Consider the following 13,150-nt stretch of genomic DNA (forward strand, 5'->3'; position numbering starts at 1 on the left):
GCCGCCCGCTGTCCGGCATCAAGATCACGGCCGTGGCGCCGGGCCGAGCAGCGGCTCGACGGCGTCCCACGCGGGAGGCGCCGGCCACTCGCTCCCCTCCGCCGCCTCCAGGCCGATGACCGCGCAGGCCAGCAGGTGTTCGCCGGGCGGCAGCTCGCCCGTCAGCGTGGGGATCGTGGTGCGCGGGGCGAACACGTTGGTGCCGGGCAGGGGCGTGACCAGGGCTCCCTCCCGCCCGCCGGACAGGTCCTCGATCACGCACAGGCCGTTCGGCGAGTCGAGCCGGGCCCACCCACTACCGGTCTCCACCCGGGTAGGCGGCCGGTCCCGGTCGACCGCGAAGGCGCCCTCGGCCGTGCGCAGCGCCCGTCCGGTCCTGATCCGGTGCACCCGTACGTGCCACGGGGGCAGCGCCACCAGCCAGGTCTCGATCTCCACGTCGTCCCAGGGCTTCCAGTGCGCGTGCAGCACGCCGTCGGAGGCGGAGACGTCGTACGGCAGCTCGCACGGCCGCCAGTGCTCGCCGTCCTCGCTGAGCGCCAGCGTGCTGTCGAAGGCGCCCTGTTCGAGCCCCAGCGTCCCGGCCGGCACGCTGAAGCCGAAACGCGTGGAGTAGGCGAACTTGGCGTACTTGGCCGCGCCGTGCCGCATCCACGGGGCGTGCTGCCCCGCGCTCAGCAGCACCACGTGCCGTCCCTCCTCGCAGCGCAGCAGCGCCACGCCCGCCTCCGGCTGGGTGCTGACCTCGGGCAACGGCGGCGCGTCGGCCTCCTTCGCGGCCCAGAACGGGTGCTCCGCGGGCAGGGCGAGCGGCAGGAACGCCTTCATGGCCCAGTACGGCGAGCCGGGCGCGTTGTACTGCTCGGCCAGGTGCGGCTGGGGATAGCCGTAGCCGATGGTGAGCAGCCCGGCGGTGTCGCGGATGGGCCGGCCGCCCCACCAGCGCACGTTCCGCAGCAGGTGGCCCTTGGTCACCTCCCACGGGAGCGCCTCGACCCCGGCGAAGGCCAGCGCCCCCCAGAACGCCGACTGCGCGAAGCGGTAGGTCAGGCTCCTGCCGAACGGGACCGCGACCCCCTCGCTGGTGAACCAGTGCTGGAAGTCATGGGCGAACGCCGCGGCCCGCTCGCGGAAGCGCCCGGCCCTGGCCGGGTCGTCGCCGAGCGCCGCGTAGATGAGGCCGTAGTAGTGCATGGCGAACGGGATGTAGTAGTCGCGCTGCCACTTGGGCCCGTCGGTGTACCACCCGCGCCCGAGGTCGAACTCCTCCAGCCGGTCGAGCCTGGCCGTGTTGGCGTCGCGGTCGTGGGCGACCCCGACGCGGTCGAGCCCGAGCCCCACCATGACCGGGAAGAACAGCCAGTTGTTGTCGTTGGGCTCCACGGTGACCGCGTGCCGCAGCCAGGCGGCCACCGTGTCGCGCTGCGGGCCGGTCAGCGGGTCCCAGACCTGCTCGGGGGCCAGGGCGAGCGCCAGGCCGATGGCGGCGGTCTCGACCAGCCGCTGGTTGCGGTCGAAGGCGGCGCCCCAGTAGTCGGGGTGCTCGGGGTCGGTCCCGGCGGCCAGCCCGGCGCGCCAGAGCTCCCAGTGGTCGAACGCCCCGCCGCCGGCCGCCAGGGGCGCCAGCCCCCACAGCGGCCGGGCGAACGCTTCCAGCTCGGAGGCTGCCTGGTCGTAGTGCGCCGTGTTGAACCCCAGCCGCAGCCGCCCCCCGCCCGCGCTGAATCTGGTGGTCAGTGGTGCGACCAGGTCCAGGACCTGCCGCTGCAGGTCGTCTCGGTCGCTGCCAGGCCGCCCTGCGCGGTCGTCGGTGTCCACGGGTTCTCTCTCCTCCGCTGGGAAAGCGCTTTCAGAAAGACAGGGTTCCCGCCGCCGGCCGCACTTGTCAACAGTGGGGCGGCGCCGTGCTGTCGCGGACGTGCAACTCCATCGGCAGGTACACCGGCTCCCCGTCGTGCCCCTCGGTCATGAGGGCCTCCAGCATCTCGGCCGCCTGCCTGCCGAGCTGACCGCGCGGCACCGACACCGTGGTCAGGCTCGTGTGCGCCACGTGGTCCAGCGCGATGTCGTCGAACCCGACCACCGACAGGTCCTCGGGAACCCGTACCCCGAGCTCGCGCATCCGGGTCACCGCCCCCAGCGCCACCAGGTCGTTGTAGGTGGTGAGCGCGGTGGCGCCGGTGCCGGCCACCTCGGCGGCGGCGTCGTACCCGGAGCGGCTGGTGGACCCGCACGGCAGGATCGTGACGGAGATGCCGAACGCCTTGGCCGCCTCCAACGCCCTGATCCGCTCGGCGTTGGCCCAGGACACCTCGGGCCCGCTCAGGTAGGCGACCCGGCGGTGGCCCAGCTGCGCCAGGTGGCCGCAGATCAGCATCATCCCGCCGAAGAAGTCGGCGGAGACCGCGGGCGCGGCGATGCCGGGGACGATCCGGTCGAGCAGGACGAGCGGGTGGTCCCGGGCGGTCAGCACGACCAGGTCCGAGCGCTCCAGGCGGGAGGAGCAGAGCAGCACCCCGTCGCAGCTGCGCATCAGGTCCGCGACCAGGTCGTGCTCGATCGAGGGGTCGTCGTCCGACTCCATGACCATGACGCGCCGCCCGTGGGAGCGGGCGACGGCCGAGACCGCCTTGAGCACGTCGGGGAAGTAGGGGTTGGCCAGGTTGGGGACCAGCACGCCGATGGTGCCCCACTCCCCGCGGGCCAGCCCCTGCGCCGCGGCGTTGGGCCGGTAGCCCAGCTGCCTGACCGCTTCGTGGACGCGCGCCGCCAGCGAGGGGGCGACCTTGGCCGTGCCGTTGAGCACGCGGGAGACCGTCGAGGCCGACACCCCCGCCGCCGCCCCGACGTCACTGATCGTCACCCGGGCCGAGCGGCCCTGCCGCAGATTACGCACCCGCTCCTCCTGCCCCCGTGGAGCGCCCGTCAGCCGAGCAGCCCGCGTAGATGATCAAGATCCCGCCGTACGGCCGCCGCCGGGTCGGCCGCCGGGTAGTGGACGTGCAGCGACAGCACTCCGGTGTAGCCGCGTGCGCGCAGCCCGGGGACGATCTCCGGCCAGGGGACCACGCCTCCGTCCGCGAACGGTTGCCACTCGCACACCCAGCCGTCCGCGGTGGACCGCCAGACGGCGTTCTTCACTCCCATGCAGGCCATCCGATCGCCCAGCAGGTCGACGTTGAGCGCCCATGCCTCGCTGCCCTCCTTGGCCTGGTTGCCGGGGTCGGCGTAGAAGCGCACGTCGTCCAGGTCGCCGGCGAGTGCGAGGGCGAGCGAGGCGGATGGATGGATCGTACCGTGATGCAACTGGACCGCCAGCCGCACGCCGTGCCGGGCCGCGACGGCGGCCAGGCGGGACAGCGCGGCCCTGGACTCATCCAGCTGACGGCGGTATCCGGCGGCGGGGTCGTAGCGGAAGAAGCCCACCCGCATGAGGGGGACGCCGCTCTCGCCGCAGGCCGCGATGATCCGTTCGGCCTCCGCGTCGGCGTCGAGCAGGTCGGTGGTGACGACGTCGAGGGTGAGCCCGCGGCGTTCGAGCTCGGCGGCGACGACGGCGATGCCGCCCGGGTCGGCGGGGCTGACCGTCTGCCCCTCGCGCACGACGAGGTCGACCCCGTCGGCGCCCACCGAGGCCACGGTCTCGGCCAGCCGGGCGGGGTCGATCGGGCCGAAGGGCTTGGTGAAGGCGAGCAGGCGCACACGTACTCCCGAAGTTCTGAAAGCGCTTGTAGAGATTTTTCCGGCGCGCCGAGCTGATGATCTTATCGGCGCGCTCCGCCGAGAAGTGCCAGGCAGACCAGCATATGTCTGGCGGTAGGGGTCGTCGACGGACAGGTGTCATGACCGAGCATCGATCTGAAACCGCTTTCTCACAAGTCTTGAATCGGCCTGTGACCGGGGTTACTCTCGGACCCACCTCTCGGGCAAGCGCTTACCCGATGCCCGACACCCCTCTGACCTCCGTCTCTCGGGAGGGCTTCATGAAACTCCATCGGCCCGCGATGATCACCGCGATCCTGACCTCGCTGCTCGTGGCGGCGTGCGGCACGTCGAGCACCGGCCGCGACGGCGGCAGCGGATCGCAGACCACGCTGCAGATCTGGGACTTCTCCGCCGAACAGGTGAACTTCCACAAGGACATCGGCGCGCAGTTCACCAAGGAACATCCCAACATCAAGATCGAGTGGCGCTCGATCACCCAGGCCGACTACATGAAGACCCTGCCCCTGGCCTTCCAGAGCAACCAGGCGCCGGACATGTTCTACTGGAACGCGTCCGGGCTCTCCCAGCTGCTGGACCAGAAGTGGATCAGCCCGCTCAGCCCGAGCGGCACCGTCCCCGCCGACTTCACCAAGCGCTGGCCGGACGGGTCCTTCCTGGAGGGCATCAACGTGCAGGACGGGAAGACGTACGGTTTCCCGTTCTCGGAGAACCTCTACTGGGGCTCCGGCTACATGTTCCTCAACAAGCAGGTCTTCCAGCAGGCCGGGCTGGACGTCAACAGCCCGCCCAAGACCTGGACCGACCTCAAGAACGCCTGCGCGCAGATCAAGGCCAAGACCAAGGCCGAGTGCATCGCCGCCCCCACCAAGGGCCCGGACATGCAGCGGATCTGGTACGCGACGATCAGCAGCATCTCGACGGACGAGTTCTTCGACTACAAGACCGGCAAGTTCGACCTGACCGAGCCCGGGCAGCTGAAGGCCTTCGCCTTCATCCAGGAGCTCAAGAAGGCCGGGTACCTGGCGCCGGGCACCAACGACAAGAACTTCTCCCGCCAGCAGTTCGCCGCCGACCAGGCCGGCATCTTCTTCGACGGCACCTGGCTGCCGAGCGTGTGGGCCAGCCAGGGCTTCGGCAGCGACAAGTACGTGGTGGCGCCGCGCCTCAACCCGGACGACGGGCAGACCGGCGCGGCCGGCCGCAAGTACGACAGCAACAAGTACTGGGTCAGCTCGCAGACCAAGAACGCCGACGCCCTGTGGACGTTCATCCAGTGGATGACCGACCCCAACGGCTACTTCGTCAAGCAGTACTACAAGAGCGCCTTCGGCACGCTGGCCTACGTCGACAACGAGAAGATGGTCAGCGACCCGGCGCTCAAGCAGATCATGCAGATCGCCGCGCAGCCGGGCTACCGCGTCCAGCTTCCCGTGCCGCTGCTCAAGTGCCCCGACATCGCCAAGTCCAAGGCGTACGTCAACGCGCTGGCGAAGAGCCCCGACGGGGAGTGGGAGGCCATGGGCGAGGCGCTGGTCAGCGGCCAGTCGCTGGAGTCGGTGGGCGCCGCCATCGTCAAGCAGCGGCAGACCGCCCTGGAGGAAGGGCTCAAGCAGGAGGCCGCCGCCGGTCTGAAGGTGTCGATGGACTGCTACACCTTCCCCGACTGGGACTACACCAAGGACTACACGAAGGACATGTACAAGAACTGACCGGCCGGTGCCCCCTTCTCCCTCGTGAGGACATCCATGACAACCACCGCCCCCGCCCCCGGTAGGGAGAGGGTGCCGGACAGGGACCGGCCGCCCGCCGAGCGTGTGCCCGAACGCGTCGATCACTCCCGCGAGCGCGCCCGCGGCTTCGACAGGGTCTGGCTGGTCGTCTTCCTGGCCCCCTTCCTCCTGCTCTACCTCGGCTTCACCCTCTGGCCGCTGGCCGCGACGATCTACTACTCCTTCTTCGACTGGTCGGGCATCGGCCCGATCGACCAGTTCGTCGGGGCCGACAACTACGGTTCGATCCTGGTCGACCCGCTGTTCTGGCTCTCGGTGGTCAACACGCTGATCTTCGCCGTGCTGACCACCGTCATCAAGCTCCCGATCTCGCTCCTGGCGGCGATCGTGCTCACCCGCAAGTGGCTGCGCGGCAAGCGGTTCTTCCGGACCCTGTTCTTCGCGCCGCTGATCATCCCCGTCGCCATGGCGGGCCTGGTCTTCACCTACCTGCTCAACCCGTCCAACGGCGCGCTGAACGCGATCCTGCGCGACCTCGGCCTGGTCGACCAGGGGTTCGACGTGTTCGCCAACCGGTGGAGCGCGCTGCTCGTGCTCGTGCTCGTCTCCGTCTGGCAGATCTTCGGCCAGTACATGATCTATTGGATCGCGGCGCTGCAGAACGTGCCGGAGGAGGTCTACGAGGCGGCCGACATCGACGGCGCGGGCGAGTGGAAGAAGCTCACCCGCATCACGCTGCCGATGATCAGGCCGGTCGCCGTGATCATCACCCTGCTCGGCATCGTGAACGCCATGCACGTCTTCGGGCTGGTCGTCACCCTCACCGCGGGCGGCCCGGGCACCAGCACGTACGTGGTGTCCTACTTCATCTACCAGAACGCCTTCGGCTCGGTGCCGTTCGCCTACGGCTACGCCTCGGCCGCGGCGCTGCTGTTCTCCGTCATCGCCTTCGTCCTGGTCTCCGCCCAGGGCGTCGCGGTCCGCCGGGCCCAGCGGCTCAGGAAGGAGTACGGCGTCTGATGACCACGATCAGCCAGGCCGCCCGGCGCAGCCACAGGACCCGGGCCAACCTCATCGCCCTGCCGATCCTGGTGGTCATCGGGCTCGTGTGGGTCTATCCGTTCCTGTGGACGATCTCGGCCGCGTTCAAGACCCAGGCCGGGATGTTCACCAGCGGCGCGAGCCTCGTGCCCGACCAGCTGAACTTCGACAACTTCGTACGCGCCTGGGTCAACGCCGGGTTCTCCGGATACTTCTTCAACACGGTGCTCTACTCGGTCGCCTCGACCCTCGTCGAGCTGGTCAAGGCGGCTCTGTGCGGCTACGTGCTGGCCAGGTACGAGTTCCCCGGCCGCACCCTGCTCTACCGGATGATCGTGGGGACCCTGTTCATCCCGGTCGCCTCGATCATCGTCCCGCAGTTCGTGCTGATCGAGAACCTCGGCCTGCTGAACACGCGGGCCGGCGTCATCCTGGCCATGTCCGGCGGCGCGGGCGCGCTCTACGTCCTGCTGTTCGTCGGGTTCTTCTCCAGCGTCCCGAGCGACCTGTTCGAGGCGGCCAAGCTCGACGGCGCCGGCTTCATCAAGACGTTCGGCCTCATCCTGCCGCTGGCCAAACCGGTCATCGCGGTGGTGGTCATCTTCCAGTTCATCAGCAGCTGGAACGAGTTCAACATCCCTCTGGTGTTCACGCTCGGCCAGCCCGACCTGCAGAACCTCGCCGTCGGGATGCTCTCCTTCCAGGGCGAGCACGCCACCGACTGGACCGGGTTCGCCGCCGGGATGACGATCTCGTTCCTGCCGATGCTGGCGATCTTCCTGTTCTTCCAGAACTACTTCACGCGCGGCCTGGCCGGCGCCACGAAGGGGTGACAGTCCGCTTGAAGACGAGGCACGGCGCGTTCGCCTACACCTGGGACCTCGTGGGCGACCCCGCGGCGGCCGAGCGCATCGCCGGGCTCGGTGTGAGCACGGTGACCCTGCAGGCGGCCTATCACTCGGTCCGGGCCACCACCGCGTGGCATCCGCGCCACCGCATCGTGCAGGCCGATCACGCGGCGGCCTACTTCCGGCTGCGTCCCGACCGCTGGCGGGGGCGGCTCAAGCCGTACCCGCCGAGCTGGGGGGTGCCGGACGAGGACCGGTTCGGGACGGCGCTGGCCGCGCTGGCGGGGGCCGGGCTGCGGGCCGAGGCCTGGATGGTGCTCACGCACTCTTCGGTGCTGGGCCGAGAGGCGCCCGACCTGACGGTCAGGAACGCGTACGGCGAGTCCTATCCTTACGCGCTCTGCCCCGCCCAGCCCGCCGTCCACGACTACGCGCTCACCCTCGTGAGCGAGGTCTGCGACCAGTACGACGTGCCCGCGCTGATGCTGGAGGCGTGCGGCTGGCTGGGCGCCGAGCACGCCGGCCACCACGAGAAGACCTCCGGCGCCCACCTGTCCGCCTGCGGCAGGGCCCTGCTGTCGCTCTGCCTCTGCCCGGTCTGCCGGAACGGGCTGGCGGAGCGCGGCCTGGACGTCGAGGAGCTGGCGCGCGACGTGCGCGCCGCCGTGGACGGGGAGCTCCAGCAGGGCGTCCCCGCCGGGGAGAGCCTGGGCGACGCGCTCGGCCACGAGCGCGCCCAGGCCGTCTACGACCACCGCGGCCGGGTCATCGCCGACCTGGTCCGGGACGTGGCAGTGCCGGCCGGCGGCCGCGAGCTGCTGCTCATGGCCACCGACGACCCGCAGGTCACCGGCCCCGACGTGGGGATCGACCTGGCCTCCTTCGACGCGCCTGTCGACGCGTACGTGCTCAAGTGCTGGGGCCCGGAGGAGGCGGCGCTGTCCCAGGTGAAGGCCGCGGCGAGCCGCACCGAGATCCCCCTCGTCGCCAACCTGACCGTGCTGGAGGACGGGCACGCCCGGATCCCGGCACTTGCCGCCGACCTCATCGCAGGGGGAGCGCGGCAGCTACGTTACTACCACGCCGGGTTGGGCTCGCCTGCCCGCCTGGCCAGCGTGCGGGCGGCGGCTCGCGTGAAGGAGAGGCAATGCTGAACGGGCTGTACGTGATGGACCCGAACCGCTTCGACGACGTCTACGGCCCTCAGGCCAGGGAGGCGATCGAGCGGCACCTGGCCATCGCCTCGCCCCTGCTCACCGCCGACCGGGTCACCCCGGACGTGCTCGCCGACCTTGACGTGCTGGTGACCGGGTGGGGGGCGCCCAAGCTGGACGCCGACCTGCTCGCCGCCGCGCCCAAGCTCTCGCTGGTGTTGTACGGCGCGGGCTCCATCAAGGGGATGGTCACCCCGGAGATGTGGGCCAGGGGAGTGCGGGTCACCTCGGCGGCCACGGCCAACGCCGAGCCGGTCGCCGAGTTCGCGCTCTCGCAGATCCTGTACGCGCTCAAGCACGGCTGGCGCTACGTGCTGGCCGCGCGCGCCGCCGCGGCCAGCGCCCCGCGCGGGCCCGAGATCGGGGCCTACGACGCGGTGGTCGGGCTGGTCTCGCTCGGCGCCACGGGCCGGGCCACGGCGCGGCTGCTCGCCCATCACCACCTCGACGTGCAGGCCTACGACCCGTACGCCGACCCGGCGCAGGCGGCGGAGCTCGGCGTGCGTCTCGTCGGCCTGAAGGAGCTGTTCGCCACCTCCGACGTGGTCAGCCTGCACTCGCCGCTCACCCCCGAGACGCAGCGCCTGGTCGGCACCGAGCTGCTGGAGTCGATGAAGCCCGACGCCACCCTGATCAACACGGCGCGCGGCGGCCTCGTCGACGAGGCCGCGCTCGTGGACGTGCTGAGCCGGCGGACCGACCTGTTCGCCGTCCTCGACGTCACCGAACCGGAGCCGCCCGTCGCCGGGTCGCCGCTGTTCACCATGCCCAACATCGTCGTCACCCCGCACGTGGCGGGCAGCCTGGGCTTCGAGCGGCGCCGCCACGGACAGGCGATGGCCGAGGAGCTGGCCCGCTACCTCGCGGGAGAGCCGCTGCTGTACGAGATCACCGAGTCCGGGCTGGCGAGGAGGGCGTGAGCCCAGCCACCCTGGTGCTGCTGCCGCCGCACGATCCGGCCACCGCGGGCTGGCGGGCCCGGCTGGAGCAGGCGGTCCCGGAGCTCGTCGTGCTCCAGCCGGAGACCCAGGAGGAGGCGGCGCGGGCGCTGGCGGAGGCCGACGCCGCCTACGGCACGCTGCCCGCGGACCTGCTGGCGCACGCCGGACGGCTGCGCTGGCTGCAGGCCCCACAGGCCGGGCCGCCTCCGGGCTTCTACCATCCGGCCCTGGTCGCGCACCCTGTGCAGGTCACCAACATGCGTGACACCTACACCGACCACGTGGCCGCGCACGCGCTGGCGCTCGTGCTCGCGCTGGCCAGGGGCCTGCCCAGGTACGCCCGCGAACAGGCCCGCGCGCGCTGGGCGCCCGACTGGGAGCCCGGCGCCGTGCTGTCCATGGGCGAGGCCACCGCCCTGGTGGTGGGGGTGGGCGCGGTCGGGGCCGAGGTCGGCAGGTTGCTGGCGGCGTTCGGCACCAGGGTGGTGGGCGTGGACGCCCGGCGCGGCGGCCCCGTGCCGGGCTTCGCCGAGGTGCTGCCGGCCGACGCGCTCGACCGGCTGCTTCCCGAGGCGGACCTGGTCATCCTGACCGTTCCGCACACCCCGGCCACCGAGGGCCTGCTGGACGCGCGGCGGCTGGCGCTGGCCAAGCCCGGGTCGTACGTCGTCAACATCGGCCGCGGGCCCATCGTGCGGCTCGACGACCTGACGGCCGCCCTGGCCGAAGGGCGCCTGGCCGGCGCGGCCCTGGACGTCTTCGAGACCGAACCGCTGCCCGCCGATCACCCGCTCTGGCGGCGTCCGGACGTGCTCATCACCCCGCACGTGGGAGGCGTGGGGCCGCACGGCGACGAGCGGCGCTTCGCCGTACTGCTGGAGAACGCCCGGCGCTTCGTGGCCGGGCGCGAACTGATCAATCTGGTCGACAAGTCCGAATGGTACTGAATCCCGTGAACCGGATAGCACGCGTCGAGACCTTCACCGTGGGCCTGCCCTCGCTGCGCGACTTCGCCGTGGCGGGCGGGTCCGTCGTCCAGGGCGGCCGCCCGGCCGTCAGAGTCCTGGTGAAAGTCACCGCCGACGACGGGGCCATCGGGTGGGGCGAGGCCACCCCGATCCCCTCCTGGACGTACGAGACCACCGAGTCCATCGTCTCCACCATCGAGAACTACCTGGCCCCGGCGGCCGTCGGCCGCCCGCTGTGGGACCTGGACGGGCTCTGCCGCACCTTCGACCGTACGATCAGCAAGGGCTTCTCGATCGGCATGCCGCTGGCGCGCGCGGCGGTCGACGTGGCCTGCCACGACGCCTACGCCCGCAGCCTCGGCCTGTCCCTCGGCGAGCTGTGGGGCCGGCGCAGGCGCGACACCATCGAGCTGGCCTGGATCGTGGCCACCGAGTCGGCCGCCGTGGCCGCGGACTCGGTGGCCGAGGGCCGCGCGCTGGGCTACCGCCACGTCAAGGTCAAGGTCGGCCTGCACACCGAGGACGAGGACGTGGCCATCGTGGAGGCCGTGCGCGCCGCGGCTCCCGACGCTGTGCTCTGGGTGGACGCCAACCAGGGCTACACGGCCGCCGTCGCGCTGCGGGTGGCCCGTCGCCTGACCGACCTGGACGTGGCCGTCTTCGAGCAGCCGCTGCCCTCCAACGACGTGGCCGGCCTGCGCCGCCTGCGTGACGCCAGTCCCATCCCGGTGGCCGTGGACGAGAGCCTGCGCCATCCGAGCGACCTGGCGACGTTCGTCCGGCTCGACGCCATCGACGTCGCGGTCGCCAAGGTGCAGCGCTGCGGCGGGCTGACCCTGGCGCTGCGGCAGTGCCAGCTCGCCGAGGACTGCGGCCTGGCGATCATGGGCTCCGGTCTTACCGAGTCCGACATCGGGCTGGCGGCCTCGCTCCACCTGTTCGCGGCGTTCGGCGTGGACACGCCGGTGGACCTCAACGGCCGGCAGTTCATCACCAGCCCCTACGCCACGGATCCGGTCATCACGGTCACCGACGGCGTCGCCCAGGTCCCCACCGGCCCGGGCCTGGGGATCGGAGTGGACGAGGAGGTCGTCCGCGCGCTCGCTCTCTGAGCAGGCGTTCACGCGATCGCCTTGAGATCCCGGCCGGCGTGAGCACCAGGCACCGTAGCGCAGGAGCGCGCCCCTGACGGTCAGGCCGTCGAGTCCGGCTCGGGTTGCGACGTGGCGGGAGCCGGGCGGCGTGGTGCCCGCAGCCCGAGCGCGCGCCGGCCGGCCTCGACGAGCTGCCGGAGCAGGACGTCGTCGTCGACGTGGACGATGGTCGGCCTGGCCGCGGAGGCGATGCCGGCCAGCACGATGGTGGCGTTGACGTAGCCGGCCGGGCCGGGCGTGATGTCGGCGAGGATGGCCAGCTGGCGGTTGAGCAGGTCGCTGGACTCCGGCTGGCCGCGCAGCAGGTCGATCGCTCCGGGATCGGTGGCGAGGACGGCGACCACGGCCCGGTGCTCCACGGCGAGGGTGGCGTAGGCGGTGAGCAGGTGCTCGGCCCGCGCGTGGGGCGTACGTTTCGTCTCGGCCGATTCGATGCCCGCCCGCAGCTGGCGCAGCGCGGGTTCGACCACCGCGCTGAGCAGCTCCTCGCGGGTGCGGAAGTGGTGGTAGACGGCGGCCTTGGTGATGCCCATCTCGTCGGCGATCATCTGGAGCGACGTGCCCGCGAAGCTGTGCCGGGCGAACAGGCGAACCGCGACGTCGATGAGGCGCTGCCGGGTGTCCGGCGCGATCTGGCTGAAGCTGCGCGGGGTCGAGCACGTGACCGTCGCCGACGTCATCCCGCAGCTCCTGGAGACCGCCCTGGCCGTGGGGCGGACGCCGTTCGACTCCGCACGGGAGGACGTGGCCGCGCGCCTGACGGAACTGCACGGCCAGGGCGCCGACTCCCTGGGCCGGCCCCGCCCCGGCACGGACATCTACATCGACACCGCGGGCGTGGCCGCCGTCGTCAACACGGCGCTGTCGAAGGCGAAGTGGGGCGCCGAACTGGTCCCGGCGGCGCAGTTCGTGGCACACCAGGAGCGCTTCGCCCGGCTGATCAGCCACACCGTCCCCTTCTCGGAGGTCGGGCGCGCCTTCGACCTCACGCTGACGCCCGGTGCGGCGGAGAAGGTAGGAGAAGGTAGTGGTGACCTTCGACGACCAGCCGTAGCCCCTGAGGGCCACCGCGACCGTTCACCCCAATCCACCAAAATCGATGACCTTCCAAGGATCGTCGTCCGACTGCCTCCCCACCAGAAAGGTGTAGGGATAATGCGGGTCGTCGTCCGGAGGCTCTTCGTTGCACCGGTGAACCTCGATATCAACGAAGACCCGCCGCACTTGCCGGTAGCCGCCAGGCCCATACGTGTCGGGCTTTGGCTTGTCGACCTCGGAGACCTTCAGGCTGGTCCATGTATCGATCGGATCGTTCGACCAGCTGTGGACGCGTTCGTAATAAGAGGGCGCTGACAGAGCGCGGGCCGCGTCGGCGTCACGCGCCCCAACGGCGGCGAGATATGCGCGGACCACCACGTCGGCCGCCGCGTCGGATTTGGGCATGGTAACCGGTGGGCCCTGTGAGACGGTGCATGCGGCACAGCCGCTGCCTAAGTGTACGAAGGACAGTAAGGCCAGCGCCGCGGCC

General features: G+C 71.2%; 12 protein-coding genes. 8 read left to right on the top strand and 4 right to left on the bottom strand.

Annotation, left to right across the window (positions count from 1 at the left end; translation table 11 throughout):
* Positions 1-24: 24 nt before the first annotated feature.
* From ABZX61_RS33105 to ABZX61_RS33115, 3 genes are all read right to left on the bottom strand, one after another.
* Positions 25-1,818, bottom strand: coding sequence for a DUF2264 domain-containing protein (locus ABZX61_RS33105; RefSeq protein ID WP_355200060.1), 1,794 nt, complete (start codon positions 1,816-1,818; stop codon positions 25-27).
* A 67-nt stretch (positions 1,819-1,885) separates the two neighbouring features.
* Complete coding sequence (locus ABZX61_RS33110) at positions 1,886-2,896, bottom strand: LacI family DNA-binding transcriptional regulator (RefSeq protein WP_355200061.1); 1,011 nt, start codon at positions 2,894-2,896, stop codon at positions 1,886-1,888.
* A 29-nt stretch (positions 2,897-2,925) separates the two neighbouring features.
* A complete protein-coding gene (locus tag ABZX61_RS33115) occupies positions 2,926-3,702 on the bottom strand; it encodes a sugar phosphate isomerase/epimerase (protein WP_355200062.1) in 777 nt (258 codons plus the stop codon).
* A gap of 281 nt (positions 3,703-3,983) precedes the next feature.
* Here ABZX61_RS33115 and ABZX61_RS33120 point away from each other — a divergent pair, with 281 nt between their 5' ends.
* Genes ABZX61_RS33120 through ABZX61_RS33150 form a run of 7 tightly spaced genes read left to right on the top strand, consistent with a single transcriptional unit; the run spans position 3,984 to position 11,580 of the window.
* The gene (locus tag ABZX61_RS33120) at positions 3,984-5,435 is read left to right on the top strand and encodes an extracellular solute-binding protein (RefSeq protein ID WP_355200063.1); all 1,452 of its coding nucleotides are present in this window, start codon (positions 3,984-3,986) and stop codon (positions 5,433-5,435) included.
* 36 nt (positions 5,436-5,471) lie between these two features.
* Positions 5,472-6,476 (top strand): sugar ABC transporter permease, encoded by a 1,005-nt coding sequence (locus ABZX61_RS33125; RefSeq protein ID WP_355200064.1) that lies wholly within the window; start codon positions 5,472-5,474, stop codon positions 6,474-6,476.
* Positions 6,476-7,330, top strand: a complete 855-nt coding sequence (locus tag ABZX61_RS33130) for a carbohydrate ABC transporter permease (protein ID WP_355200065.1) — start codon at positions 6,476-6,478, stop codon at positions 7,328-7,330. The genes ABZX61_RS33125 and ABZX61_RS33130 overlap by 1 nt, the downstream gene beginning before the upstream one ends.
* Positions 7,331-7,338: 8 nt before the next feature.
* Positions 7,339-8,499, top strand: coding sequence for a hypothetical protein (locus ABZX61_RS33135; protein WP_355200066.1), 1,161 nt, complete (start codon positions 7,339-7,341; stop codon positions 8,497-8,499).
* Positions 8,493-9,479, top strand: a complete 987-nt coding sequence (locus ABZX61_RS33140) for a hydroxyacid dehydrogenase (RefSeq protein ID WP_355200067.1) — start codon at positions 8,493-8,495, stop codon at positions 9,477-9,479. Before ABZX61_RS33135 ends, ABZX61_RS33140 begins: the two co-directional genes overlap by 7 nt.
* Positions 9,476-10,447, top strand: coding sequence for a D-2-hydroxyacid dehydrogenase (locus ABZX61_RS33145; protein WP_355200068.1), 972 nt, complete (start codon positions 9,476-9,478; stop codon positions 10,445-10,447). Before ABZX61_RS33140 ends, ABZX61_RS33145 begins: the two co-directional genes overlap by 4 nt.
* Positions 10,448-10,452: 5 nt before the next feature.
* On the top strand, positions 10,453-11,580 hold the full coding sequence (locus ABZX61_RS33150) for an enolase C-terminal domain-like protein (protein ID WP_355200069.1): 1,128 nt from the start codon (positions 10,453-10,455) through the stop codon (positions 11,578-11,580).
* Positions 11,581-11,660: 80 nt separating this feature from the next.
* Here the strand turns inward: ABZX61_RS33150 and ABZX61_RS33155 are convergent, their stop codons facing one another.
* Complete coding sequence (locus tag ABZX61_RS33155) at positions 11,661-12,302, bottom strand: TetR/AcrR family transcriptional regulator (RefSeq protein WP_355200070.1); 642 nt, start codon at positions 12,300-12,302, stop codon at positions 11,661-11,663.
* Between ABZX61_RS33155 and ABZX61_RS33160 the strand changes: the two genes are divergently transcribed.
* Positions 12,283-12,975 carry a hypothetical protein gene (locus ABZX61_RS33160; protein WP_355200071.1) on the top strand — a complete coding sequence of 231 codons (693 nt, stop codon included), beginning with the start codon at positions 12,283-12,285 and terminating at the stop codon, positions 12,973-12,975. The genes ABZX61_RS33155 and ABZX61_RS33160 overlap by 20 nt on opposite strands.
* Positions 12,976-13,150: the final 175 nt, after the last annotated feature.

It is taken from the genome of Nonomuraea sp. NPDC003709, from assembly GCF_040610775.1.
GTDB lineage: Bacteria > Actinomycetota > Actinomycetes > Streptosporangiales > Streptosporangiaceae > Nonomuraea > Nonomuraea angiospora_A.